The 25,633-nt window shown below is 72.9% G+C and carries 22 protein-coding genes and 1 pseudogene; 5 read left to right on the top strand and 18 right to left on the bottom strand.

The genetic code is table 11. The features are described from left to right. A pseudogene (locus G3I41_RS31240) lies at positions 1-283 on the top strand (hypothetical protein); the annotation flags it as partial. 9 nt (positions 284-292) lie between these two features. Here the strand turns inward: G3I41_RS31240 and G3I41_RS31235 are convergent. The 12 genes from G3I41_RS31235 to G3I41_RS31180 all read right to left on the bottom strand — a co-directional run bounded on the left by G3I41_RS31235 (position 293) and on the right by G3I41_RS31180 (position 14,039). Beyond that, positions 293-1,384, bottom strand: a complete 1,092-nt coding sequence (locus G3I41_RS31235) for a pectinesterase family protein (RefSeq protein WP_164403894.1) — start codon at positions 1,382-1,384, stop codon at positions 293-295. Between the two features lie 67 nt (positions 1,385-1,451). After that, positions 1,452-2,798 (bottom strand): polysaccharide lyase family 1 protein, encoded by a 1,347-nt coding sequence (locus G3I41_RS31230; RefSeq protein ID WP_239081926.1) that lies wholly within the window; start codon positions 2,796-2,798, stop codon positions 1,452-1,454. A gap of 61 nt (positions 2,799-2,859) precedes the next feature. Continuing rightward, positions 2,860-3,681, bottom strand: a complete 822-nt coding sequence (locus G3I41_RS31225) for a rhamnogalacturonan acetylesterase (protein ID WP_164403893.1) — start codon at positions 3,679-3,681, stop codon at positions 2,860-2,862. Between the two features lie 110 nt (positions 3,682-3,791). Next, the gene (locus G3I41_RS31220) at positions 3,792-5,126 is read right to left on the bottom strand and encodes a sugar ABC transporter substrate-binding protein (protein ID WP_164403892.1); all 1,335 of its coding nucleotides are present in this window, start codon (positions 5,124-5,126) and stop codon (positions 3,792-3,794) included. 82 nt (positions 5,127-5,208) lie between these two features. Beyond that, positions 5,209-6,750 carry a glycoside hydrolase 43 family protein gene (locus G3I41_RS31215; RefSeq protein WP_164403891.1) on the bottom strand — a complete coding sequence of 514 codons (1,542 nt, stop codon included), beginning with the start codon at positions 6,748-6,750 and terminating at the stop codon, positions 5,209-5,211. Then, the gene (locus G3I41_RS31210; protein ID WP_164403890.1) at positions 6,747-7,574 is read right to left on the bottom strand and encodes a PmoA family protein; all 828 of its coding nucleotides are present in this window, start codon (positions 7,572-7,574) and stop codon (positions 6,747-6,749) included. Before G3I41_RS31210 ends, G3I41_RS31215 begins: the two co-directional genes overlap by 4 nt. Next, the gene (locus tag G3I41_RS31205; protein ID WP_203601907.1) at positions 7,571-8,734 is read right to left on the bottom strand and encodes a Gfo/Idh/MocA family oxidoreductase; all 1,164 of its coding nucleotides are present in this window, start codon (positions 8,732-8,734) and stop codon (positions 7,571-7,573) included. The genes G3I41_RS31210 and G3I41_RS31205 overlap by 4 nt, the downstream gene beginning before the upstream one ends. 5 nt (positions 8,735-8,739) lie before the next feature. Continuing rightward, complete coding sequence (locus G3I41_RS31200) at positions 8,740-9,657, bottom strand: carbohydrate ABC transporter permease (protein ID WP_164403888.1); 918 nt, start codon at positions 9,655-9,657, stop codon at positions 8,740-8,742. Next, positions 9,654-10,583, bottom strand: a complete 930-nt coding sequence (locus G3I41_RS31195; protein ID WP_164403887.1) for a sugar ABC transporter permease — start codon at positions 10,581-10,583, stop codon at positions 9,654-9,656. The genes G3I41_RS31200 and G3I41_RS31195 overlap by 4 nt, the downstream gene beginning before the upstream one ends. Before the next feature lie 143 nt (positions 10,584-10,726). Continuing rightward, the gene (gene araD, locus G3I41_RS31190; RefSeq protein WP_164403886.1) at positions 10,727-12,454 is read right to left on the bottom strand and encodes an L-arabinonate dehydratase; all 1,728 of its coding nucleotides are present in this window, start codon (positions 12,452-12,454) and stop codon (positions 10,727-10,729) included. Then, complete coding sequence (locus G3I41_RS31185) at positions 12,451-13,353, bottom strand: dihydrodipicolinate synthase family protein (RefSeq protein ID WP_164403885.1); 903 nt, start codon at positions 13,351-13,353, stop codon at positions 12,451-12,453. The genes araD and G3I41_RS31185 overlap by 4 nt, the downstream gene beginning before the upstream one ends. Positions 13,354-13,382: 29 nt before the next feature. Continuing rightward, positions 13,383-14,039: a GntR family transcriptional regulator gene (locus G3I41_RS31180; RefSeq protein ID WP_143618865.1), complete on the bottom strand. Its 657-nt coding sequence runs from the start codon at positions 14,037-14,039 to the stop codon at positions 13,383-13,385. Positions 14,040-14,304: 265 nt separating this feature from the next. On the opposite strand from G3I41_RS31180, the gene G3I41_RS31175 reads away from it, so the two are divergent. Continuing rightward, positions 14,305-15,516 carry an MFS transporter gene (locus G3I41_RS31175; protein ID WP_164403896.1) on the top strand — a complete coding sequence of 404 codons (1,212 nt, stop codon included), beginning with the start codon at positions 14,305-14,307 and terminating at the stop codon, positions 15,514-15,516. Here the strand turns inward: G3I41_RS31175 and G3I41_RS31170 are convergent. Then, positions 15,502-16,680: a hypothetical protein gene (locus G3I41_RS31170; protein ID WP_164403884.1), complete on the bottom strand. Its 1,179-nt coding sequence runs from the start codon at positions 16,678-16,680 to the stop codon at positions 15,502-15,504. The genes G3I41_RS31175 and G3I41_RS31170 overlap by 15 nt on opposite strands. Beyond that, complete coding sequence (locus G3I41_RS31165; RefSeq protein WP_164403883.1) at positions 16,677-17,636, bottom strand: 5-dehydro-4-deoxyglucarate dehydratase; 960 nt, start codon at positions 17,634-17,636, stop codon at positions 16,677-16,679. Before G3I41_RS31165 ends, G3I41_RS31170 begins: the two co-directional genes overlap by 4 nt. Positions 17,637-17,834: 198 nt before the next feature. Here G3I41_RS31165 and G3I41_RS31160 point away from each other — a divergent pair, with 198 nt between their 5' ends. Then, a complete protein-coding gene (locus G3I41_RS31160) occupies positions 17,835-18,650 on the top strand; it encodes an NAD(P)-dependent oxidoreductase (RefSeq protein ID WP_164403882.1) in 816 nt (271 codons plus the stop codon). 97 nt (positions 18,651-18,747) lie between these two features. After that, positions 18,748-19,926, top strand: coding sequence for a TerD family protein (locus G3I41_RS31155; protein WP_164403895.1), 1,179 nt, complete (start codon positions 18,748-18,750; stop codon positions 19,924-19,926). 59 nt (positions 19,927-19,985) lie between these two features. Here the strand turns inward: G3I41_RS31155 and G3I41_RS31150 are convergent, their stop codons facing one another. The 3 genes from G3I41_RS31150 to G3I41_RS31140 all read right to left on the bottom strand — a co-directional run bounded on the left by G3I41_RS31150 (position 19,986) and on the right by G3I41_RS31140 (position 23,394). Then, positions 19,986-20,216 (bottom strand): CarD family transcriptional regulator, encoded by a 231-nt coding sequence (locus tag G3I41_RS31150; protein WP_018104640.1) that lies wholly within the window; start codon positions 20,214-20,216, stop codon positions 19,986-19,988. 46 nt (positions 20,217-20,262) lie between these two features. Further along, positions 20,263-21,732, bottom strand: coding sequence for an alkaline phosphatase PhoX (locus G3I41_RS31145; RefSeq protein WP_164403881.1), 1,470 nt, complete (start codon positions 21,730-21,732; stop codon positions 20,263-20,265). 144 nt (positions 21,733-21,876) lie between these two features. Next, a complete protein-coding gene (locus G3I41_RS31140; RefSeq protein ID WP_164403880.1) occupies positions 21,877-23,394 on the bottom strand; it encodes a hypothetical protein in 1,518 nt (505 codons plus the stop codon). 271 nt (positions 23,395-23,665) lie between these two features. Here G3I41_RS31140 and dapA point away from each other — a divergent pair, with 271 nt between their 5' ends. Continuing rightward, positions 23,666-24,559 (top strand): 4-hydroxy-tetrahydrodipicolinate synthase, encoded by an 894-nt coding sequence (gene dapA, locus G3I41_RS31135; RefSeq protein ID WP_164403879.1) that lies wholly within the window; start codon positions 23,666-23,668, stop codon positions 24,557-24,559. On the opposite strand, the gene dapD is transcribed toward dapA, so the two are convergent. Next, positions 24,556-25,545 (bottom strand): 2,3,4,5-tetrahydropyridine-2,6-dicarboxylate N-succinyltransferase, encoded by a 990-nt coding sequence (gene dapD, locus G3I41_RS31130; RefSeq protein ID WP_164403878.1) that lies wholly within the window; start codon positions 25,543-25,545, stop codon positions 24,556-24,558. The genes dapA and dapD overlap by 4 nt on opposite strands. Positions 25,546-25,633 lie beyond the last annotated feature (88 nt).

Raw genomic sequence — 25,633 nt, 5'->3', positions numbered from 1 at the left:
GCTGCGGGTCGCCCTGACGGGCGGGGTGAACAGCACCGGCTCCTGGCGCTCCCTGCCCGAGCCGGACTTCACCGTCTCGGTGAACGAGAGCGGCGGCTATCTGGTCTACCGGTGGACGCTGCGCGCCGGGCGCACCGTCCCGGCCGGCACGCACACGTTCGCCGGGCAGTACAACCACGCGGAGGGCGACCGGGACGCCACCGGCGACTACGTGACCGCGCACGCGGTCCGCGCCTCGGGCGGCAAGGCGTCGGTGGGCGACCGCTTCCGGCGTCCGCGCTGACCGGCCGCGCTACGGCCGCCAGTCGCCGAACCACGCGGCCGGGGTGTGCTCCCGCGCCTCGGCCCGGGTGAGCTGCGGCCGGTTGGCCGGGACGGTGACGCGCGCGCCGGGGCCCGTGTTGCGGTACTCCGCGAACCGCTGGTCCTGCCAGGGGAAGCCGGCCGACATGGTGCCGTACGGCTCGTCCGTGTCGATGCCGGCGCCGAGGTGGCTGTCGCGCACGGTCAGCATGGGGCGCGCGGTGAGGTCGGAGGACGGCACCCAGGGGCGGGCGAGCTTGAAGTACCCGTCGGGGGCCGTGCTGGTGACGCGGGAGCGCAGGACCAGGAAGCCGTGCGGGTCGGTCCCGGCGGTACTGGGCGCGAAGACGAAGCCGTGGGGCGGCTCGGCCAGGTCGGTGCGGGCCAGGGTGCGGAAGTGGCAGCGGTCCAGGACGGCGGAGGCCCGTCCGAAGACGAAGTCGACGTCCCCTTCCACGTAGCAGTCGCGGTAGTACTGCCGGGCGAAGACGGTGAGCGACGGGGAGTCCGCGTAGAGCGTGTCCTGGTGGCCCAGGAAGCGGCAGCCGGTGAACGACGAGCGGTCGCCGGTCACCTTGATGGCGACGGCCTGGGTGCCGGTGTAGTCCGGGTGGTCGGCGCGCAGCCAGTCGTTGGCGAAGGTGAGATGGCGGGCGGTGAGTCCGGCGGGCCTGGCGGTGACGGTGGCGGACCCGCTGGTGCCGTAGGTGCCCGAGCCGTCGGGGCGCGGGGTGCCGTTGGCGTTGTCGTACACGATCACCGTGTCGCGCGGGTCGCCGCTCGCGCCGACGAGGGTGAGGCCGGTCCGGTCGGCCGGGATGTCGACGGTCTCCCGGTAGGTGCCGGGGGCGATGACCAGGGTGCGCCCGGTGCCGGTGGCCGCGTCCACGGCGGCCTGGACGGTGGTGTGGTCGCCCCGGCCCCGCGCGTCGACGTACAGGGTCGCGCGGTCGGGGCGGCGGGCGGGTGAGCCGTAGCGGCCGAAGGGGCGTCCGTGCGCGAGGGCGGGCGGGGCGGTGGAGAGGGCGAGAGCGGTGGTGGAGCCGGCGAGGAGGGCCAGGGCGGTGCGGCGGGTGGGCATGGGTCTCCTTTGCGGGGGCGGCCTCCGCCGGCGCCGCACGGGCGCCGGCGGAGGAGAGGGGCGGCTGTCAGGCGCCGGGCAGACGGCCCGCGCCCGCGCCGAGACCCACGACGAGCGGCACCAGCAGCGGGTGGTCGATCCGGTCGCGCAGGGTCGGGGTCCAGCCGGCGCCCGTGGTCAGCTGCTCCCCGGGGACGCCCGCGTTGTGGACGGCGATCAGGTCGGTACGGCGGCCGTTGACCCAGTTGTCGGCGGCCGTGAGCGAGGACTCGGACCACTTCTTGAGGATCTTCGCCTTGTCGAACTCGCCGCTCAGCGTGAAGGCGTTGTGCTCGGCGACGAGGTGGGACTCGGCTCCGATCCCGTACGAGTAGCCGTAGACGCTGCCCTTCGTGGCGACGAAGTGGTTGTTGTACGAGTCGACCTGGCCGAAGCGGACGCGCGGCGCGCGCTCGTTGACGTCCTTGAACAGGTTGTGGTGCAGGGTGACGCGGAGCTTGCCCCGGTCGGTGTCCCCGGCCTTGTCGCTGTTGCCGAGAAGCATCGTCTTGTCGTGGTCCTTGAGGACGTTCCAGGAGGCGGTGACCAGGTCGGCGCCCTTGACGATGTCGAAGAGCCCGTCGTGCTGCTGGTACAGCTCGTCGAAGTACCGGGGCTGGTCGGCGTCGGGGCGGTCCCCGTCGCTGAAGGTGTTGTGGTCGACCCAGACGTGGTCGGAGCCGTAGACGACGAGGTTGTCGTACTCGGAGTTCCAGTGGCCCGTGTCGCCGTCGGTCGGGTCCCACTGCGGGAAGCAGTCGTAGGTGTCCTCGAAGCTGATGTTGCGGACGATGACGTTGGAGACGTTCTGGATCTGGATCGAGGCGCCGATCACCGTGGCGTCCCTGCCGACGCCGATCAGCGTGGTGTTGGAGGGCACGTAGACGTTGACTGCGGCCTTCTGGAGCTTGGCGGAGGCGAGCCGGGCGTCCTCCATCGGCCCGGTGGGGACCTCCTCGCGGCCCCAGGTCCCGGGGTCGTAGGCGGCGAGGTACTTGTCCAGGGTGTAGCCGTCCGTCTGGTACGCCTCGCAGTCGATCGGGTTGCCCTCGGCGTCGGCGTTGCCGTGGACGGTCCCGGCGATCCGGACGATCTTCGGCGCGTCGCCCGCGTCCTCGAACGCGGCGATGAGCTCGGCGCGGTTGTGGACGGTGTAGACGTGGTCGGGCGTCGCGGCGGCACCGCCGGTGGTGGACCCCTCGGCGGAGGCCCAGCCGTCGCCCTCGGCGAGGACGGCGCGCTCGACGCCCTTCTTGCCGTGCGGGTGCGGGGCCGCCTGAGCGGGGACGCTCAGGGCGAGGGCCAGGGAGGCGCAGCCCATCGCGACGGCGATGGCGCGGGCGCGGTTCCGGCGAGCAGAAGTGCGTGTGGGCATGACAAATCCTCGGTTCTGGTGCGGGACCTGTGTAAGGGGGACGAGGGGGGTGGCGCGGGCGTCAGGAGGCCGATGGCCAGCTGATCCACGTCTCGGGTACGTGTGCGCCCAGCCGGCGCAGTTCACGCGGGTCGAGCACGCGCGCGTCGAGCAGGGCGCGAGCGGTCATCCGGGCGACCTCCACGGCACCGGCGGGCCGGAAGTGGGTGTTGTCCTGCCGGCCGTCGGGGTAGTTGGGCGACTCGCCGGGCTCCAGCCAGTTGAAGTACGCCTCGGTGCCGTCGGGCCCGAGTTCCTGCCAGCGGGCGAGGGTGCGGGCCTGCAGGTCGAGCAGCGGGACCCGCTCCTCGGCGGCCAGGGCCCGCATGGCGGCCGGGTAGTCGCCGTGGGTGGGCTTGGCGGTGCCGTCGGCGGCGAACCTGCGGCGCTCGACCGGGGTGATGAGCACGGGCCGGGCGCGCCGGGCGCGGGCCTCGGCGATGTGGACGCGCAGGTGGTCCTGGTAGGTGGTGTACGGGTCGGTGCCGCGCGCCGGGTCCTCGGTCTTCTCGTCGTTGTGCCCGAACTGGATCAGCAGGAGGTCGCCCGGGCGGACCCCGGGCAGCAGGGCGGCGAGCAGACCCTCGTCGATGAAACTCTTGGAACTCCGGCCGTTCATGGCGTGGTTGGCCACGGCGAGCCCGTGCCCGAGAAAGAACGGCAGGGCCATGCCCCAGCCGGTCTCGGGGGCGGCGTCGGCGTACTTCTGCGCGGCGGTCGAGTCGCCCGCGATGTGCACGGTGCGGGTGCGGCGTGCGGCGCCGTGGGCCGCCGCCGGGGTGGCGGCGAGCGCCAGGGGCAGCGCGGCGAGGGCGGCCGCGGTCTGCCTGCGGGTCAGTGACACGGTGGAACTGCCTCTCTCGTGGGTGGGTACGCAGAAGGGCAGGGGCTGCGGGGCGGGGCGGGCCGCCCGACGGCGGTCCCGCCACCGGCCCCGCGCCGGCGGGAGCGGGGTCAGCCCTCGCTCCGCTCCTTCCACTCCTTCTGGGCCGCGTTCAGCTCGTCGGCCATCTTGTCCAGGAACGCCTTGGCGGTGACCTTGCCGAGCAGCAGCTTCTGGAACTCCGGCTCGTTGTCGGCCTTGCTGATGTTGTTCCAGTCGGGCAGGTAGTACGGCAGCTGCACGATCTTGGTGGAGCCGTCGGTGAGGGCCTTCGCGGCCAGCTCGGTCGGCGCGGCCTCGCTGATCCACGGGTCCTTGGCGGCCTCGGTGTTGGCCGGGATGGCGCCCGCGGACTCGTTCCACTTGCTGTTCGACTCGTGGGACGCGGCGAACTCGATGAACTTCCAGGCGGCCGTCTTGTTCTTGCTCGCCTTGAACAGGCCGAGGCCGTCGACCGGGTTGGAGACCTGGACGCGGGTGCCGCCGTCGCCGACCGGGTTGGGTACGCCGGCGAACTTGTCCTTGCCGAGGGCTTTCAGGTGGTCCTGGTAGGAGCCGAGGTTGTGGCTCAGCATGCCGATGGTGCCGGTGTCGAACTGGGCGACCATCTTGGTGAAGTCGTTGTTGACGTCGGCGGACGGCGTCGTCTTCTTGTAGAGGGCGACGTACTTCTCCAGGGCCGCCACGTTCTTGGGGTCGTTGAGGGTGGTCTTGTCGCCGTTCCAGAACTCCGTGATGCCCGACTGCCCGTATGCCGCGTCGACGGCCTGGGCGATCGAGCCGGCGCCGCCGCGGATCGTGTAGCCGAACTTGTTGTTCTTGGCGTCGGTCAGCTTCTCGGCCGCCGCGTAGAACTTCGCCCAGGTGGTGGGCGCGTCGAGCCCCGCCGCCTTGAAGAGGTCGGTGCGGTACCACAGCGCGCCGTTGTTCGCGGAGGTCGGCACGGTGTACATCTCGTCGCCCCGGCCGGCCGCGTCCTTGACGCTCTCGACCATGCCCTCGACGAGCTTGCCGTTGAGCGAGGAGTCCTTGATGCGGTCGCCCAGCGGTTCCAGGGCCTCCTGCGAGACCATGTTGGCCAGGTAGGCGGTGCCGACACCGCCGACGTCCGGCACTCCGCCGCCCGCGATGGCCGTGTCGTACTTGGACTGCACGTCGGCGATCGGGATCGGCACGTACTTGACCTTGATGTCCGGGTACTTCTTCTCGAAGTCCTGGATGATCTCCTTCCAGACGGCGGTGCGCGGACCGCCGTTGTTGTCCCAGAAGGTGATCTCGCCCGTGCCGCTGCCCTCGTTGCCGCTGTCGCTGCCGTCGTCGCCGCACGCGGTCGCCGTCAGGGCGAGCACCGCCGCGAGGGAGACGGCGGCCGTGGCGCGCCCCCGCTGCGTCTTCGAGATGTTCATGATCGGCTCTTCTCTCTCGGTTCTCTCGGGTCTCTCGGTTCGTACGCGTGCATGGGGGGTTGTGCGCCGGACGGTGGTCCGGTCACGCGGTGACGTGGAAGCCGGTGAAGCGGGCGGTCCCGGTCGGGCCCGCCCCGGGCGGCGCGGTGGCGAACAGCCCGAGCAGCGCGCCGACCCAGCGCCACGGGGTGGCGGCGAAGGCCTGCCCGGAGGGCTGGAACCCGGAGCCGTCCCCGGTGTCGGCGAGGAAGCGGCACCGGGCGCCGGGCGCCACCTCGATCCGCAGCCGCGCCGTGCCCGAGGGCGCCGGCCTGGCGTGCCCGGCGTCGCGCTCGGCGGTGGCGGTCGTCTCGGCGAACCGGTGCACCAGCCGCACCCCGCCCTCCGCCTGCCGTTCGAGGCCGATCCAGGAGTAGGCGTCCCCGAGCACGGCGAACCCCGCCCTCGCCCCGGGCGCCTCGCTGTCCAGGGCCAGTCCGACCTCGGCGGTGAACGTCTCGGCGGGCAGTCGCTGGACCAGTACGTGGGGCAGGAGCCGCAGGTCGTGCGCGTCCTGGGCCGGTACGCAGCTCAGCCGCAGCCCGTCCCCGGCGTGCTCGACGGTCCAGCCGGGGCGAGGGTTCGCCGTCCACTGCCACTGCCTGCCGTACCGGCCGCCCGGGAAGCCGTCGTCGCAGGCCGGGGCCTCGACGGGCTGGGCGGGCAGCGCGGGCTTGCGGTGCGTGGCGACGGGTTCGCCGGCGTCACCGATGACCGGCCAGCCGTCCCCGTCCCAGCGCATCGGCTGGAGATGGACCACCCTCCCGTACGCCCCGCGCTCCTGGAAGTGCAGGAACCAGTCCTCACCGGACGGGGTGGTCACCCAGCCGCCCTGGTGCGGGCCGTTGACATCGGTGCCGCCCTGGGCGAGGACGACGCGCTCCTCGTACGGGCCGAAGAAGTCGCGGGAGCGGAAGGCACCCTGCCAGCCGGTCGCGACCCCGCCCGCCGGGGCCAGGATCCAGAACTCGCCGCCGCGCCGGTAGAGCTTGGGGCCCTCCAGGGTGAACCAGCCGGGCAGCGTGTCGGCGTCGATCAGGGTCGTGCCCCCGTCGAGGAGTTCCCGCCCGTCGGGGCTCATCCGGTGGCCGGTGAGCCGGTTCTTGATCCCGGAGCGGGACTTGGCCCAGGCGTGCACGAGGTACGCCTCGCCGGTCTCCTCGTCCCACAGCGGGCACGGGTCGATCAGCCCGCGTCCGGCCTTGACCAGGTGGGGTGCGGTCCACGGGCCCCGGATGTGCTCGGCGCTGATCTGCTGGATGCCGTGGTCGGGGTCGCCCCAGAAGATCCAGAACCGTCCGGCGTGGTGCCGCAGCGACGGCGCCCACACCCCGCAGTCGTGGCGGGGCACCGCGAATTCGGCGGCGGGCTCCAGGCGGTCCAGGGCGTGCCCGGTCAGCGTCCAGTTGACGAGGTCGCGGGAGTGGAGCAGCGGCAGCCCGGGGGCGCGGCCGAAGCTGGAGGCGGTGAGGTAGAAGTCGTCGCCGACGCGGATGACGTCGGGGTCCGACCAGTCGGCGTTCAGCACCGGGTTGCGGTAGGTGCCGTCGCCGGGATCAGCGGTCCATGGGCGGTGGGCGCTCACGCGGTCACCGCCCGGCGGACGAGGGCGGCGGCGCCGGCCCGGTCGAGGCGGCCGTCCGCCACGACCGTGACGATCCGGCGTACGACGGTGGCACCGGCGGGGACGGGCAGCCGTGCGGCGGCGGCGAGGGAGGAGCCGACGCCCGGGTACTCGGCGGTGCGCACGAACCACGGGTCGCGGCGGGTCTCCTTGGTGGCCCCGGCGAAGACGAGGGACCAGCCGTCGCCGCTGAGCGCGACCCAGTCGGCGGCCCGCCCGTGCACCGCCTCCTCGCCGTCCGCCGTCGGGCCGAACACGGCGGGCGCGGCCGTCTCCTTGGGGGCGCGCCAGAAGAAGCCGCCGTATCCGGCGCCGGGGCGGCCGTTGGTGGCGGGGCTGCCGATCGACAGGTCGCCGGGGCCGGGGTTGGTGAGCGAGAAGGAGAAGTCCAGCGCCCAGGCGGTGTCCGAGAGGGCGACGGCGGCCACCGTGCGGTGCTCGCGCAGCAGTGCGCCGCCGTCGGCCTCCCAGCCGAGCTCCTCCACGAAGCCGTCCGGGTCGCACAGCTTCCAGCCGAGGTGGCGCTGGACGCCGTGGTTGTCGAGCGCGGTGGGCCCCTGCCCCCGGACGAAGGTGCGCCCGCCCCAGAAGTTGTACCCGGAGACGTCCGGGACGGCGACGGAGGCGCCGAGGTGGTGGACGTGGTCGGCCGGGCGCTCCTCGGTGACGGGGGTGCCGGCGAGGGTGGTGACCGGGTGGAGGTAGGGGCGTCCCGCGTCGGCGGGGGCGTAGGTGTAGCGGCCGACGGGGCGGCCGGCGCAGCTGAGCAGTGCGGTGGTCGTCATGAGGAGGTCACCTCGCTGAGCGCCCAGGGGGCGCCGAGTTCGGAGAAGAGCGCGAGGGTCTCGGCGCCGGACGCGACCAGGGCGTCGATGCCGCGCACCACCCGGCGGGTGGCGCCGGTGCCGGGCACGGGGGCGGTGTGCCAGGCGCCGGACGGCAGGGGACGCGGTTCGGGCGCGGTCCGTACCGCCTCCACGACCTCCATGAACGCGCCGGTGCGCTCCGGCGGTACGAGGAGCGGGATGCCCTCCGTCAGGTGGGCGACCAGGTTCTCCAGGAGGTCGGTGCGCCCGTGCACGGTTTCCAGCGGGCCGTGTCCGGCGCGCTGGACGAGGACGCGGTCCTGCTTGTACCAGAAGGTGACGCGCCCGCGGTCGCCGTGGACGATGACGTACGGCTCCCCCGCCTGTTCGGCGCAGAGGGTGACGGCGGCGGTGACGGGCGGCCCGGACGCGGTGGTGACGCGTACGCAGGAGGTGTCGTCGGCCTCGATGTCGTGGGCGCGGAAGAGTTCGGTGTCGATGGCGGTGACGTCCTCGGCGGTGGTGCCGGCGAGTTCGAGGGCGGTGGCGACGGCGTGGGCGAGCGGGTTGGTGAGGACGCCGTCGACCACGTCGGTGTCGCCGAGGCGGCGCCGCCCGGCCCAGGGCGCCCGCCGGTAGTAGGCGTCGTCGCGGACCCAGGCGCCCGCCGCCGCGTAGCCCCGGACGGTGCCGATGGCGCCGGTGGCGACGAGTTCCCGGATCGCGGGGACGGCGTGCGAGCCGAAGGACTGGAAGCCGACCTGGCAGGCGGTGCCCGCGTCGCGCACCCCGGCGCGGATGCGGTCGAAGTCGGCGCGGGTGGCGGCGGGCGGTTTCTCCAGGAGGAGGTGCACGCCGCGCCCGGCGGCGGTCAGGGCGAGGGCGGTGTGGGTCTGGATGGGGGTGCAGATGACGGCGGCGCGGGCCCCGGTGGAGTCCAGGAGGGCGCCGAAGTCGGCGGACTGCTCGGGGGGTTCGTCCGCGAAGGCGTCGAGCTCGGTGGCGTCGAGCGGGGTGAGCTCGCAGATGCCGGCGAGGCGGACGAGGCCCTGGTGCTGGAGGCGGCGGATGTTGGCGAGGTGCCAGCGGCCGTGGCCCCGGGCGCCCGCGAGGACGATCGGGAGGGGCAGCGAGGTCATGTCCGTCACCCCTTCACGGCGCCGGCGCTGAAGCCGGTGATCAGCCACTTCTGGATGAAGGCGAAGACGATCACCACGGGCACCGCGGCGATCACCCCGCCCGCGGCGAGTGCGCCCAGGTCGACGCTGTCCGCGCCGATGAGGGTGTTCAGGCCGACCGGGATCGTCTGCTTGTCCTGCTCGCTGAGGAACATCAGGGCGAACAGGAAGTGGTTCCAGCTGTGCACGAAGGCGAACGAGCCGACGGCGATGAGCCCGGGGCGCAGCAGCGGCAGCACGACCGCGCAGAAGGCCCGGAAGCGCGAGCAGCCGTCCACCCAGGCGGCCTCCTCCAGGGAGGGCGGCACGTTCTTGATGAATCCGCTGATCAGGATGATGGAGAGCGGCAGCTGGAAGACCGTCTCGGCGATGACCACGCTCCCCAGGGAGTTGATCATCTGGAGGTTCTTGAAGATCTCGAAGAGCGGGACGAGCATCAGCGCGCCGGGGATGAACTGCGAGCAGAGCAGCGCCAGCATGAAGCCGTTCTTGATCTTGAAGTCGAACCGGGCGAGGGCGTAGCCGCCGGCCAGCGCGACGAGGGTCGTGGCGACCAGGGTGCAGACACCGACGATCATGCTGTTCTGGAAGAAGACGGCGAAGCTGCGTTCGTTCCAGACCTTGGAGAAGTGCTCCCCGGTCATCGGCCACGGCACCAGTGAGGTGGAGCCCGCGGGCCGTACGGCGAAGAGGAACATCCAGTAGAACGGGACGAGCGTGAAGATCAGGTAGATGCCCAGGGGCACGTAGATCTGCCAGCGCGGTACGTCGTCGAAGGCGCGTTCGCGGCCGGGCCTGCGGCGGGGTGCGGCGGGCGGCGGGCCCTCGGGGGTGGCCGGCCGTGCGGCGTGGGTGCCGTTCTTCTCGGCGAGGGCGGCAGTCACTTGTGGTCGCCTCCGAACTTGCTCAGGCGCAGATAGACGATCGAGCAGAAGAGGAGGATCACGAAGGCGACGGTGGTGAGCGCGGAGGCGTAGCCGAAGTCGTGGCCCTCGATGCCGGTGTTGGCGACGTAGAGCGGCAGGGTGGTGGTCTCGCCGGCCGGTCCGCCGCCGGTGAGCGTGTAGAGCAGGTCGACGTTGTTGAACTCCCAGACCCCGCGCAGCAGCGTGGACAGGATGATCGCGTCGCGCAGATGGGGCAGGGTGATGTGGAAGAACTGCCTCATCCGTCCGGCGCCGTCCACGGCGGCCGCCTCGTACAGCTCCTTGGAGACGGACTGGAGGTCGGCGAGGATGAGGATGGCGAAGAAGGGGACGCCGCGCCAGAGTTCGGCGACGGTCGCGGCCCAGAAGACGGTGCCGGTGTCGGAGAGCACCGAGGTGCCGTACTCACCGATCCCGGCGTCCGCGAGGTAGCGGCTGAAGCCGGTCGAGGAGTTGTAGAGCAGGATCCAGATGGTGCTGGTCAGCACTCCGGAGACGGCCCACGGCGAGAAGACCATGGCGCGGGAGATGCCCCGGCCGATGAAGGTCTGGTTGACGATCAGGGCCAGCGCGAGCCCGAGCGCGAGCTGGAGCGCGACCTGGACGAACACCCACTGGGCGCTGAAGCCGAGCGTCGTCCAGAACTGGTCGTCCTCGGTGAAGATCCGGGTGAAGTTGTCGAAGCCGGCGAAGCCGTTCCGCCACGGCTTGGTGACGTTGTAGTTCTGCAGGCTGTAGTAGAAGACGCTGACCACCGGGTAGGCGATGAAGCCGAGCATCAGCAGCCCCGCGGGGGCGATCAGCAGATACGGCAGCCTGCGGGGGCTGGCGGAGCGGCGCCTGGGCACCTTGGGCGGTGTGGCCGCGGCGGAGGCTTGGGCCATGACACGTCTCCGTTCTCTCTGTACGGGGGTGCGGGTGGTGCGGTGTTGCGCGGCGGAGCCGGTGGTGCGTGTAGTACGCAAGCGCTTCCCGCATGGCGTTCGGTATCTCGAACAAGGGGGCGCCGGAATTCCTGAGGGGCCGTTCAGCCGGCGTACGGGTCGGGCACTTCTCCCGGCCGGGCCAGGAAGGCGAAGTCGCAGCCGGTGTCGGCCTGGGTGATCTGGTCCTGGTAGAGCGCCTGGTAGCCGCGCTCGTACCGGGCGGGCGGCGGGGTCCACTCGGCGCGGCGGCGCGCCAGTTCCTCGTCGGGCACGTCGAGGTTCAGCAGCCGCGCCTCGACGTCCAGGGTGACCAGGTCACCGGTGCGGACGAGGGCGAGGGGTCCGCCGACGTAGGACTCGGGCGCGATGTGCAGCACGCACGCCCCGTAGCTGGTGCCGCTCATCCGGGCGTCGGAGAGCCTGACCATGTCCCGTACACCCTGCTTGAGCAGGTAGTCGGGGATCGGCAGCATGCCGTACTCGGGCATCCCGGGACCGCCCTTGGGGCCCGCGTTGCGCAGCACCAGGACGTGGTCGGGGGTGAGCGCGAGGGCCGGGTCGTTGATGGTGCGCTGCATCTCCTTGTAGTCGTCGAAGACGACCGCGGGCCCGGTGTGGCGCAGCAGGTGCGGTTCGGCGGCGATGTGCTTGATGACGGCGCCGTCCGGGCAGAGGTTGCCGCGCAGCACCGCCACGCCGCCCTCGTCCGCGAGTGGGTTGGAGCGCTCCCGTATGACGTCGTCGTTGTGCACGAGCGCCCCGTCGAGCTGTTCGCGCAGGGTGTCGTGGGCGACGGTGGGCCGGTCCAGGTGGAGGACGTCGGCGATCCGGGCCAGGAAGCCGGGGAGCCCGCCGGCGAAGTGGAAGTCCTCCATCAGGTACTTCCCGCCGGGGCGCAGGTTGGCCAGGACCGGGACCGTGCGGGCGATGCGGTCGAAGTCGTCCAGGGTGAGCTTGATCCCGGAGCGGCCGGCCATCGCGATGAGGTGGATGACCGCGTTGGTGGATCCGCCGAGCGCGAGGACGGTCGCGACGGCGTCCTCGTACGCCTCGGCCGTGAGAATCTGCGACAGCTTCCGCTGCTGCCACACCAGTTCGACGATGCGCAGCCCGGACGCGGCGGCCATCCGGTCGTGACCGGAGTCGACGGCGGGGATCGAGGAGGCGCCGGGGACGGTGACGCCGAGCGCCTCGGCGGCGGCGGTGAGGGTGGACGCGGTGCCCATGGTCATGCAGTGGCCGGGCGAGCGGGCGAGGCCGTTCTCCAGCTCGCCCATCTCGCAGTCGCCGATGAGCCCGGCGCGCTTGTCGTCCCAGTACTTCCACATGTCCGTGCCGGAACCCAGGACCTCGTTGCGCCAGTGCCCCGGCAGCATCGGCCCGGCCGGTACGAAGACGGCCGGCAGGTCCACGGACGCGGCGCCCATCAGCAGCGCCGGCGTCGACTTGTCGCAGCCGCCGAGCAGCACCGCCCCGTCGACGGGGTAGGAGCGCAGCAGCTCCTCGGTCTCCATCGCCAGCATGTTGCGGTAGAGCATCGGGGTCGGCTTCTGGAAGGTCTCCGAGAGCGTGGAGACCGGGAACTCCAGCGGGAAGCCGCCCGCCTGCCAGACCCCGCGCTTCACGGCCTGCGCCCGGTCGCGCAGGTGGACGTGGCAGGGGTTGATGTCCGACCAGGTGTTGAGGATCGCGACGACCGGCTTGCCCAGGTGCTCCTCGGGGAGGTAGCCGAGCTGGCGGGTGCGGGCGCGGTGGCTGAAGGAGCGGAGCCCGTCGGTGCCGTACCACTGGTGGCTGCGCAGTTCCTCGGGGGCGATGCGGGCGGTCATATGGACCACCCGGCGATCTGGTCGGCGACCTCGGCGCGCTGCGCCTCGGGCAGCACCCGGCTGGGCGGGCGCACCGAGCGGTCGCACAGCCCGAGCGCGGCCAGGGCCTCCTTGACGACGGTGACGTTGTTGGCGGACTGCCGGTCGGCGCGCAGCTCCTCGAAGCGGCGGATCTGCTCCCAGACCTTCATGGCCGCCGGGTGGTCGCCGGCCCGCAGCGCCTCCAGCATGGCGAGCGAGACGCCGGGCGCCACGTTGACCAGCCCGGAGGTGAAGCCGGTGGCGCCGGCCGAGAAGTAGGCCGGGGCGTAGAGCTCGGCGAGGCCGGCGACCCAGACGAAGCGGTCCAGGCCGGCGTCGCGGGCGAAGGCGGCGAAGCGGGCGGCGTCCGGCACCGCGTACTTGACGCCGACGACGTTGGGGCAGCTGTCGGCGAGCACGGCCAGGCAGGCGCCGTCGAGGTGCGGGTTGCGGATGTACGGGACGACCCCGAGCCCGGGCACCGCCTCCGCGATGGCGCGGTGGTAGTCGATCCAGCCGTCCTGCGAGACGTACGGGTGGACGGGCTGGTGGACCATCACCATCTCGGCCCCGGCGTCCCTGGCGTGCTCGGCGGCGGCGACGGCGGTCGGCACGTCGTGTCCGACGCCGACCAGGACCGTGGCACGGCCGCCGGCCTCGTCGATGGTCAGTTCGGTGACGGTGCGCCGCTCCTCGGGGGTGAGCGCGTAGAACTCCCCGGTGTTGCCGTTCGGGGTGACGATGCGCACGCCGCCGTCGAGCAGTCTCCGCAGCAGGGCGCGGTGCGCCGTCGTGTCGATGGTCCCGTCCCCGGCGAACGGGGTGACCGGGATCGCCACGACATCTGCGAGGGCCGCCTTCAGCGGTGTGAGGTCCATGCGGACTGGCCTTTCGTCGGTGTGCCGGTTCACGCCGCGCCGCCCCCGTCCTCGTCGTCGGGGAAGGCGCGGCGGACGAACGACGCGATGTGGTCGTGCAGGGCCCCGGCCGCCGCGTCCGCGTCGTCGGCGAGCGCGAGCCGCAGGATCTCCCGGTGCTCGGCCGCCTCCCGCTCCCAGGAGGGGATGGTGGACCAGGCGACCGTGGAGACGAGCGCCGCCTGGTCGCGGACCTCGTCCAGCATCCGGGCCAGCAGCGGGTTGCCGCAGGGCAGGTAGAGCGCCCGGTGGAAGTCCCGGTTGGCGAGCGACCGGTCGGCCTTGTCGCCCGCCGAGTCCGCCCGCTCCAGGGCCTCCTGCGCCTCGTCGAGCGACGCCTTGCGGGTGATCGAGCGGCGCAGCGCCTCGGGTTCGAGCAGCAGCCGGACGTCGTACACCTCGCGGGCCATGGCCGCGTCGACCAGCCGGACGGTGGCGCCCTTGTACTGGCTCATGACGACGAGTCCGGTGCCCGCGAGGGTCTTCAGCGCCTCGCGGACCGGGGTCTTGGAGACCCCGAACTGCGCGGCGAGCTCGGTCTCCACGAGCGCCTGCCCCGGCCTCAGCTGTGCCGTGAGGATCGCGTGCTTGACCGCCTCCAGCACGTACTGGGTGCGGGACGGAATCGGGGTGGGCGCAAAGGTCATGGGTGCAGGGCTCTCACATCTCGCGTATCGCGTCTCATATATGACGTACGGAGTACGACGCGATGAAGCTAGGGCCGCCGCGAATGTTTCGTCAACGCTTCTGACGAAAGAAGTTCGCGGGACTTGGACATGTGCCGTACACGGATTCCGGTCCGCCGGCCGGGAGTTCCCCGGCGTAGGGCAGCTGCCCGATGCCGCGCCGGGGCCTCAGCCGCCAGCCTGGCCGCATGGCGAACACGCAGGTCAGGAAAGTGCGGTGGGTGTGATGGCGGTGGGGCGGGTGCTACGGGACCGGACGGCGGGGCTGTTCCTCACGGCGGTCGTGGTCTCCGGATTCGGCAGCTCGGCGATGACGCTGGCGGCCGGGATCTGGGTCAAGTCGCTGACGGGCTCGGACGCGTTGGCGGCGCTCGCGCTGTTCGCGGTCTGGCTGCCGGTCCTGTTCGGGCCGCTGCTCGGTGCGGTGGCGGACCGCCTGCCGCGCAAGCCGCTGCTGGTGGGCGCGAACGTCACCCTGGCGGTCCTGATGGCCGGGCTCGCGGCGGTGGGCGCGGAGGGGCGCGTCTGGCTGCTGTTCGCGGTGCTCGTGCTGTACGGGTGCGGCTCGGTGCTGATGGACTCGGCGGAGTCGGCCGTGGTGGCGGGGACGGTCGCGCCCGGCCTGCTGGGCGACTTCAACGGCCTGCGGATGATGGCGAACGAGGGCATGAAGCTGGTCGCCCCGCTGACCGGCGCCGGGCTCTACGCCCGCTTCGGCGGCGGCGCCGTGGCACTCCTGGACGCCGTCTCCTTCGCCCTGGCGGCCTGTCTCTACGCACTGCTGCGGGTACGCCGGACGGCCCGCCCCTCGTCCCTGGGACCGGGCGGCTGGACGGCCGGGCTGCGGCAGCTGTGGGGGTCGCCGGTGCTGCGCCCGCTGGTGCTCGCCGCCTCGGCCACGATGCTGTGCGCGGGGCTCAACGGGGCGGCGCTGTACGCCGTCGTGGACGGCACCCTCGGCCACTCCCCCGCGTACGCCGGTGTGCTGTCGGTCGCCCAGGGGCTGGGGTCCGTCACGGTCGGGCTGTTCGCGGGCGCGCTGACGCGCCGGCTGCCGGGGCGGGTGTTCGCGGCGGCCGGGATCGCGGTGTTCGGGGTCGCGGTGGGGCTGCGGGCCGTGCCGTCCGACGCGGTGGCGCTCACCGCGTGCGCCCTGATCGGGGTGGGCCTGCCGTGCGTGCTGATCGCCGCGCTGACGGCGGTGCAGCGGGAGACCCCCGACGCGGTGCTGGGCCGGACGGCGGCGACCGCCGACACGCTGATGATGTCGCCGAACGCGGTGGCGCTGGGGATCGGCGCGGGCCTGGTGGCGCGGGTGGACATCACGGTGCTGCTGCCGCTGGTGGGCGCGGGGGCGGTGCTGACGGCGGCACTGCTGGTGACGGGCCGGCGGGGCCCCCTGGCACCCGCCGGCCCGCCCGTCTCAGCCGAGGCGTGAGAGCGCCCCCCTGACGGCCGCCAGGTCCGGGTCGGAGGCCAGGCCCGCGTGGTACAGCCGGAGCTGGTTGGCGCCGAGCGAGGCGGCGTGCGCGGCGTCCCGTTCCAGCGTGTCCGGGCTGCCGCCCATGCCGCGCACCACGGTGAGGTTGGCGGCGACGACGGAGTCGGAGGCGCCGGCGAACGGCCCGAGCACCGCCTCCCGCGCCGCGTCCGCCCCGGTGCACGGCAGCACCACCCCGTCCGCCACGGACAGGATGTGCCCGGGGTCGACGCCCACGTTGGCCCCGCAGCGGTACGGGGCGGGGTCGGCGTGCAGCAGCACCTGGAACCCGGGTGCGGCCGCCGCCCGCACCGCGCCGGTCACCGCTTCCTGGAGGCTCCGGGCCACCTCCGTGCGCCACCGCAGCGTCGCCTCCGCGAGGTCGGGGCCGAGCAGCTTCCCGACGGCGTCCCAGCCCGCGTCCGGTGCCCCGGACGCGGACCAGACCGGCTCCAGGGCCCGGCGCACGGCCGCGCCCAGCTCCTCGGGGTCGAGGCCCTGTCCGGCGTAACCGGCCCGGCAGACGGCGCAGAAGCAGAGCGACATCAGGTACTGCGCCGCGTCCCCGAGCCCGACGCCCGCCACCTTGTCGTGGGCGTGCAGATGGGCGAAGCCGTACCAGCCGCAGGACTCCAGCTCGGTGCCCCGCGCCCCGTCGCGTACCGCCGCCTCCGCCGCGAGGTCCAGCAGATAGGCGCGGACCTCCGGGCGCGCGATGCAGGGCGCCCACGGGTAGCGGTCTCCGTAGGCGTTGACCACGGAGGTGTCCGGATGGTCCGCGCCCAGGCGCGAGCTGTGCGCGAGGACCACCCAGCTGTGCACGTCGAGGCCCGCGCCGGACAGCGCCTCGGCGGCCTCGGCGAAGGGGTCGTCGGAGGCCGTCCACGCCTGCCGGTACGGGCGCGGCGCCCGGTCAGCCCAGCGGCCTTCGTCCGGCGGGTACAGGACCGCCGCGTACTCGGCCGTGACGACGCGGTGGCCGGGGTGACGGGGGGTCAGCGCCCGGGTGGAGTGGTAGGCGGAGGCCAGCGTCACCTGCTGGACGCCGAGGTCCGCGATGCGGGCGGGGGCGTCCGGGTCGCCGACGACGTCCCAGGGGTAGAGGAAGGCGGAGGTCCTCATCCGCGCCCCTCCGCCTCGTGCCGCTCCAGCAGCGCGCGGCCGCCGGCGATGATCTCCGTCAGCTCCTTGACGTGGACGGCCGGCGGCTCGGTGAGCGGGCTGCGCACCGGCCCGACGTCCAGGCCGTTGAGCCGGACGCCCGCCTTGACCAGGGACACGGCGTAGCCGCGCCCCTGGGCCCGGAGCTCGACGAGCGGCCGGTAGAAGGAGTCGAGCAGCGCGTTGACCAGGGTGTCGTCGCCGGATTCCAGGGCGCGGTAGAAGGCGAGCGCGATGTCCGGGGCGAAGGCGAAGACCGCCGAGGAGTACAGCGTGACGCCGATGCCCCGGTAGGCGAGGCCGGTGAGTTCGGCGGTGGGCAGCCCGTTGAAGTAGAGGAAGTCCCGCCCGGGCAGCCCGGTGCGCACCGCGCTCACGATGCGCTGCATGAGGTCCAGGTCGCCGTAGCCGTCCTTCAGACCGATGATCCCCGGGGTCCGCGCCAGGGCGAGCACGGTCTCGGGGGTGAAGACGGCGTTGTCGCGCTGGTAGACGATGGTCTCCAGACCGGTCGCCCCGGCCAGCGCCCGGTAGTGGGCCAGCAGTCCCTCCTGGTCCGCGTGGACCAGGTACGGGGGCATGGCGAGGAGCCCGTCCGCACCGGCCTCCTCGGCGAGCTCCGCGAAGTGGACGGCCAGCGCGGTGCCGTACCCGGCGCCAGCGACGACCGGCACCTGCCCGGCGGTCTCCGCCACGGCGGCGGCGACGACGCGCCGGAACTCCTCCGGTGCCAGGGCGTGGAACTCCCCGGTGCCGCAGCAGGCGAAGACGGCCGCCGCGCCCGCGTCGACGCCCTGGCGGACGTGCGCCCGGAAGGCGTCCAGGTCGACGGAGCCGGTCGCGTCGTACGCGGTGACGGGGAAGAAGAGCGGCCCGGCAACGGCGGTGAGCCGGGCGGCAAGCGGGTCTGAGCTCACGGGCGCCTCCTGAGGCGTGCGCATCTCTGATTACTGTCCATACTTATGAACACCGCCTAAGCTAGGCCCGGTGCGGCGCCGGGGTCAAGGCGCTGACGCCCCGCTCCGGGCCAACCCCTACCTGGGATCCCTTGACGCCTCCCGACCCCCCGCATACCTTGTCCACGCATGTGAACCTGATCCAAGAGGAGACCCCGCATGCCCGCCGAAAAGCCCCGCACCGTCCTGCTCACCGGCGCCGCCGGCGGCCTCGGCACGCTGATGCGCGAGCTGCTGCCCGCCCACGGCTACACGCTGCGCCTCTTCGACATGGTGCCGATCGAGGGCGAGCCGGACGCGATCACGGCCGATCTCGGGGACCGGGAGGCACTGCGCGCGGCCGTGACGGGGGTCGACGCGATCATCCACCTCGCGGGCATCTCCCTGGAAGCCTCGTTCGACAAGATCCTCAAGGCGAACATCGAGGGCACGTACAACCTGTACGAGGCCGCGCGCGAGGCCGGCGTCCGCCGTATCGTGTTCGCCTCGTCCAACCACGCGGTGGGCTTCACCCCGCGCCCGCTCCCGGGCGATCCGCTGATCCCGGTGGAGACCCCGCGCCGCCCCGACACCTTCTACGGCCTCTCCAAGTCGTTCGGCGAGGACCTCGCCCAGCTGTACTGGGACCTGCACGGCATGGAGACGGTCTCCGTCCGCATCGGCTCCTGCTTCCCGGAGCCGACGTCCGTCCGGATGCTCTCGGTGTGGATGAGCCCCGCCGACGGCGCCCGGCTCTTCGACGCCGCGCTCACCGCCGGGAACGTCGGCCACACCGTGGTGTACGGCTCGTCGGACAACACCCGGCTGTGGTGGGACCTCACCTCGGCCCGCGCGCTGGGCTATGAACCGCGCGACGACTCGGAGCCGTACGCGGCGAAGCTCGTCGCGGAACACGGCGAGCTGGACCCGGCCAACCCGGACCACGCCCACCTCGGCGGCCACTTCTGCACCAACCCGCCGGTCTGGCCGCACTGACCAGGGCCCGGAACAAACCATTCCGCCGTACGGGCGAAGCTGCCGAAAGGTAAGGGAACGGCAAAGCCGGGTCGTTCGTTCATCCGACATGACCGCTATGACACCCGGCTCGAACCTTCCGCTCACCGCCGTCCGCGTGGCGGTGGACGTCGCCGCGCCCGTGCGGCTCGACGTCTCGGGCCTGCTGCTCACCGCCGACGGCAAGGTGCGCTCCGACGACGACTTCATCTTCTACAACCAGCCCTCGGGCCCCGGCGTGGGCTACCGCTCCGGCGGCGGCAGCGCGCCGGACGCCGTCGTCGTGGACACCGCGGCGGTGCCCGCCGGCATCGAGAAGATCGTCGTCACGGCCAGCCCGGACGCCGCCGGCCAGACCTTCCAGGGCGTCGAGCCGACCGCCACCGTGCGCAACGCGGACGACGGCGCCGTGATCGCCTCCTTCACCCCGCCCCGGCTGGGCGCCGAGACCGCGCTCGTGATCATGGAGGTCTACCGGCGCGGCGACGCCTGGAAGGTCCGCGCGGTCGGTCAGGGCTACGCGAACGGCCTGGCCGGCATCGCCACGGACTTCGGCGTCACGGTCGAGGAGCCCCCCGCCGCCGCCCAGGCCGCCCCCGCCGCCCCGGCACCGGTCACCACCCCCGCGCCCCCGGCCGCCCCTCCCGCACCCGCCGCCCCCGCGACGCCGCCCGCGCCCGGCAGGATCAACCTGGACAAGGGGCGGGTCAGCCTCCGGAAGAACGAGACGGTCTCGCTGGTCAAGGCGGGGCGCCCGCTGCTCTCCCAGGTCAAGATGGGCCTCGGCTGGGAGCCCGCCTTCCGGGGCAAGGACATCGACCTGGACGCCTCGGTCATCGTGTACGGCCCCCAGCGCAACCACCTGGACAGCTGCTACTTCGGCAAGCTGTCCGTCCTGAACGGCGCGATCAAGCACTCCGGGGACAACCTCACCGGTGAGGGCGCGGGGGACGACGAGGTGATCGTCGTGGACCTGGGCCGGATCCCGGCCGAGGCGACGGGCCTGGTGTTCACGGTCAACTCGTTCACGGGCCAGAAGTTCACCGAGGTGGCCAAGGCGTACTGCCGGCTGGTCGACGCCGCCACCGACGAGGAGCTGGTCCGCTTCGACCTGACCGGGGCCGAGCCGCAGACCGGCGTGATGATGGCCAAGCTGATCAGACAGTTCTCCGGCGAGTGGGAGATGACCGCGATGGGCGACTTCGTGAAGTCGCGGACGGTCCGGGGCATGGTCAAGCCGGCCGCCCAGGCGCTGTAGCCCCGGGCATGATCAAGGGGCCGTCCGCGCGGCTGGCGGACGGCCCCTTTGTGACGGTCTCAGAGCTTGGTGAGCTTGGAGTACGGGCTCATGATGCGGCCCTGGCGGCCCGCGAAGTCGATGAGCACCGCGTCGTTGTCGCCCTCGACGGCGAGGACGCGCCCGAGACCGAACTGGTCGTGCGAGACCCGGTCACCCACGTCGAACAATTCGACCGGTGGGGCCGCCTGGGCCGGGCGGTTGAAGGGACTGGACGGCAGGTGGCGCCGGGAGCCGGCTGACTGTTTCATTGCTTCGAGTATGCGCCCCCGGAGGGCCCGACGCCATGCCCGGCAGTTAACGGTTGGGCTGCCGCTTCCACGGACCGGTGATCGCGACCATGATCCCCGGGGTCTGGATGTTGGCGAACAGCGTCCGCCCGTCCGGCGAGAACGTCACCCCGGTGAACTCGCTGTACTCCGGCTCCTCCTCGCTGCCGATGTTCAGCTCGTTGCGCGCGATCGGGTACGTACGGCCGCTCTCGGTCGCCCCGAAGAGGTGCTGGACGCCCTCGCCGTCCTCGGCGATGACCAGGCCGCCGTACGGCGAGACCGTGATGTTGTCCGGGCCGTCGAACGCGCCGTCCTTCGACGGGTCCGGGTTGACGCCCAGAAGCACCTTCAGGGTCAGCGTGCGGCGCTTCGGGTCGTAGAACCAGACCTGCCCGTCGTGCTGGACCGGGCTCTCGGCGCGCGCGAAGGAGGACACGATGTACGCGCCGCCGTCGGCCCACCACATGCCCTCCAGCTTGCGGGCACGGGTGACCTGGCCGTCCGCGAACTGCTTGCGCACCGAAACGGACTTGGCGTCGCGGTCCGGCACGTCCACCCAGTCCACGCCGTACACGGTGCCGGTCTTCGTGGCGCGCGAGAGGTCGTCGACGAACGTGCCGTTCTTGTCGAAGCACTTGAACGCCTGGAGGACCCCGGCGTCGTCGGCGAGGGTGCGCAGCTTGCCCCGGCCGTGCCGGAAGCCGTGCGGCGGCACCCAGCGGTAGAGCAGACCGTTGGGGCCCGAGGCGTCCTCGGTGAGGTAGGCGTGGCCCTGCTTGGGGTCGATGACGACCGCCTCGTGCGCGTACCGGCCGAACGCCTTGATGGGGCGCGGCGAGCGATTGGCGCGCTTGTCGTACGGGTCGACCTCGAAGACGTAGCCGTGGTCCTTCAGGAGACCGTTCTTGCCGGCCTTGTCCTCGGTCTCCTCGCAGGTGAGCCAGGTGTCCCAGTGAGTGGCGCCGCCCGCGCAGTTGGTGGAGGTGCCGGCGATGCCCACCCACTCGGCGGTGCGGCCGTCGCGGCGGGTCTCCACGACGGTGCAGCCGCCCGCCGCGACCGGGTCGTAGACCAGGCCGTCGGTGAGGGGCACGGGGTGCTCCCAGCCGGCCCGGGTGCCGCTCAGCTCGTGGTTGTTGACCAGCAGGGTCACCCCGCGCGGACCCTCGAACGCGGCCGTGCCGTCGTGGTTGGACGGCGTGTACTCGCCGCTGTCCAGCTTGGTGACCCCGCAGTGCGTGATGATCCGGTACGAGAATCCGGCGGGCAGCGCGAGTATGCCCTTCGGGTCGGAGCGCAGCGGGCCGTAGCCGGGTTCGCGGTCGTGACCGTGGCCGTGGTCGTGGTCGTGGTCGTGGTGACCGTGGCCCTGGGCCGGGCCCCCGGCGGCGAGGGCGCCGGGCGCGGTGGCCAGCGCGGCGACGGTTCCGGTGAGGGCGATGCCGGCGCCGGTGAGAGCGGACTGTGCGGTGAATTCCCTGCGCGTGAAGGCCATCACGTACTCCTGGTGCTGCGGGGGCGTGCTGTTGACGGGCTCACCGTTCCGTCCGTTCCCCAACACCAGTTGAACCTGCGACGACTTCGGGGCGACCCGTTCGGTGAACTTCGGCCGCCCCTCACACCGTCGCGGTACGCCCGCTCAGTCGGCCGAACCGCCGCGCGAGCGCGCCTTGAACGCGGCCTTGCGGGCGTCCTTGGCCTGCTTCTTGTCGCTGTGCAGCCGCCCCATCGCCTCCAGGACGTCCGCGGTGGCGGGGTGGTCGACGCGCCATGCCTCCTCGAAGAAGCCGCTGTGCTGGCCGGACAGGCCCTCGACCAGGCCCTGGAGCTCTTCGAGGTCGCCGGCGGCCTCAAGCTGGGCCGCGATCGTGTCGATGGCGAGCCAGAAGATCATCTCTTCGGAGGGCGCCGGGACGTCCTCCGCGCCGTGTTCGGCGAGCCAGACCCGGGCCAGGCCGCCAAGTTCCGGGTCGTCGAGCACCGCGCGCACGGCGGGCTCCGCCTCGGCGCCGACCAGGGCGAGCGCCTGCTGGCAGTGCAGCCGGCGCAACGGCCCCAGCTCGTCCGCGCCCCGTGCGGCGTCCAGGAGTTCGGCGGCGGCGCCGTCCGGGCCCCGGCGGGTGAGCCAGAGCTGGATCTCGGCGCGCGCGGCGGACTCCGGGTAGTGGGCGACACCGCCGAGAAGCGCGTCGGCGCCCTTGTCCGCGAGGTCCCCGATCGCCGGGGCGTCCACCCCGGCGTCCAGCATGCGGGCGCGGATGCCGTAGAGGCCGAGGGGCGTCAGCCGGACCATGCCGTACCGGGTGACGTCCTCCTCGTCACCCGGGGGCAGGGCGTCCTCGCCCTCCTCGACCAGCAGCGCCTCGTCCACCGGCTGGTACTCGACGATGCCGATGGGTTCGAGGACCTGGAACTGGTCGTCCAGCCGCATCATCGCGTCCGAGACCTGCTCCAGGACGTCATCGGTGGGCTCGCCCATGTCGTCGGGGACGATCACCGAGGCGGCGAGCGCGGGCAGCGGGACGGGCGCCCCGTCCGCCCCCTCTCCGACGGTGAGCAGGTAGAGGTTGCCGAGAACGCCGTCCAGGAACTCCGTCTCGGTCTCCGGGTCCCAGTCGAGCGCGTCGAAGTCGACCGAGCCGTCCTCGCCGATGAGGTCCGCGAAGTCGTCGAAGGCGGGCGCGGTGGCGTCGGCGTACGCGGCCTCCAGGCCGTCGAGCCAGATCGCGAGGACGTCCGCCGGTGAACCCCCGGTCAGCAGGGCCAGGTTCTCACCGGCCGTGACCGTCCCGGCCTGCTCCTCGTCCCCGGGCTCGTCGTCCTCGTCGAAGCCCTCGTCCCCGCCGAAGCCGTCGCCCGGGTCGCCCGTCCCACCGGCGGGGTCCTCGATCTCGACGAGGCCGGTGTCCACGGCGAGCCGCCATGCCTCGCTGGCCTCCGCCGCGCCGTCCTCGTCGGGCGCGAGGCCGAGGAGTTCGGCGGCGGCGGGCAGCTGCGCGTCGGACAGTTCACCGCCGGCGCCGACCCTGGTGTCCGGGCCGGCCCAGCGGGCGAGCCGTGCGGCACGGGCGAGCAGCGGCGCGGCGAGGGCGTCCCGCGCCAGCTCGGCCTCGGTGCGCAGCCGGACCGGCGGCAGGGTCGGGCGCTCTGCGGACATCAGGGGGTCTCCTCGGAACGTGCGGGGGGGGTCGGTCGCCGGGCCGGCCGGCTCAGGTCGTGTGCCGCGGCCCAGGACCTTCGGCGGGGCGCGGGCGGAACACGTCCTAAGCGTAGACGCATTTCGCCGCGTGCCGACCGGAATGCGGGCAAGGGCCCCGGACCCCGGAAGACCCGCCGCGCGGGCCGTCGCTCACCCTTGAGCGTTGCTTCACCTTCACCCGCAGCAGATCTAAGTGGACCTTCACGGTCAGCGGGCCGAGACTGCGGGTATGACGCCTTCCGCTTCCGCCCGCCCGCGCCCTTTCGGCCGCGCCCTCTGTGCCATGATCACGCCGTTCACCGCCGACGGCGCCCTCGACCGGGAGGCCGCCGCCGCGCACGCCGCCGCCCTCGTCGCGGGCGGCTGCGACGGGCTGGTGCTCAGCGGCACGACCGGGGAGTCCCCGACCACCTCGGACGCCGAGAAGGCGGAGCTGCTGCGCGCGGTACGCGACGCGCTCGGCCCCGGTGTGCCGCTGGTGGCGGGCGTCGGCACCGCGGACACCCGGCACACGATCGAGCTGGCCCGTCAGGCGGAACGGGCGGGCGCGGACGGGCTCCTGGTGGTGACCCCGTACTACAGCAGGCCCCCGCAGGCGGCCGTGGAGGCGCACTTCCGGCGGATCGCGGACGCGGCGGGCCTGCCGGTGATGCTGTACGACATCCCCGGCCGCACCGGCACCCGCATCGAGCCGGAGACCATGCTCAGGCTCGCGGAACACCCGCGCGTCGTGGCGGTGAAGGACTGCTCGCAGGACCTGCTGACGGCGACCCGGGTGATCGCCGCCGGCGGGCTCGCGTACTACTCCGGCTGCGAGGAGCTGAACCTGCCGCTGTACGCGGTGGGCGGCGCCGGGTACGTCAGCACGGTCGCCAACGTGGTGCCGGGCCGGATGCGGGCGGTGCTGGACGCGTTCGACGCCGGGGACACGGAAGGGGCGGCCCGGCTGAACGCGCGGCTGGCCCCGCTGACCGCGCTGATGATGGCGTCCGGGCTGCCCGGCACGGTGACCGCGAAGGCGCTGCTGGCGGCGGGCCCGGTCCGGGAACCGCTGCAGCCCGCGGGGCGCGAGGCGTCCGACGGGCTGCGCGCGGTGTACGAGGAACTCCTCGTTCCCGCCTAGTCGTTGCTGTGCAGGACGTCGTTGAGGCCGTCCCAGACCGCGTTGTTCGGGCGGGCCTCGACGGCGCCGGTGACCGAGTTGCGGCGGAAGAGGATGTTCGAGGCGCCGGAGAGCTCGCGGGCCTTGACCACCTGGCCGTCCGGCATGGTGACCCGGGTGCCGGCGGTGACGTAGAGACCCGCCTCCACGACGCACTCGTCGCCGAGCGCGATGCCGACCCCGGCCTCCGCGCCGACCAGGCAGCGCTCGCCGATCACGATGCGCTCCTTGCCGCCGCCGGAGAGCGTGCCCATGGTGGAGGCGCCGCCGCCGATGTCCGAGCCGTCACCGATGACGACACCGGCGGAGATGCGGCCCTCGACCATGGACGTGCCGAGCGTGCCGGCGTTGAAGTTGACGAAGCCCTCGTGCATCACGGTCGTGCCGGAGGCGAGGTGCGCGCCGAGGCGCACCCGGTCGGCGTCGGCGATGCGCACGCCCTTGGGCGCCACGTAGTCCGTCATGCGGGGGAACTTGTCGACGGAGGTGACCTGGAGGTGCAGGCCCTCGGCGCGGGCGTTGAGCCGCACCTTCTCCAGATCGTCCACGGCGACCGGGCCGAGCGAGGTCCAGGCGACGTTGGCGAGGTGGCCGAAGATGCCGTCCAGGTTCTGCCCGTGCGGCTGGACCAGGCGGTGCGAGAGCAGGTGCAGGCGCAGGTAGACGTCGTGGGCGTCGAGCGGCTTGTCGTCCAGCGAGGCGATGACCGTGCGCACGGCGACGACCTCGACCCCGCGGCGGGCGTCGACGCCGATGGCCTTGGCGGCGCCCTCGCCGAGCAGGTTGACGGCCTGGTCGGGGCTGAGCCGCTCGGTGCCGGCGGGGCCGGGTTCGGCGGTGAGCTCGGGGGCAGGGAACCAGGTGTCGAGAACGGCACCGTCGCCGGCGATGGTGGCGAGGCCGGCGGCGACGGCGCCGGTGGTACGGGTGGAAGTCGTGTCGGTCATGACCAGAAACCTAACCGGACCGGGGCCGCGCGGGCGAACCCGTCCCAGCGTCCGGGCGGCGCGCCGCCGGGACCGGTGCCGCCGCGGC

This window comes from Streptomyces sp. SID9727, assembly GCF_010550605.1.
Taxonomy (GTDB): domain Bacteria; phylum Actinomycetota; class Actinomycetes; order Streptomycetales; family Streptomycetaceae; genus Streptomyces.
Note: the sequence above shows the minus strand (reverse complement) of the source record. Positions and strands in the feature narration are given on the sequence as shown.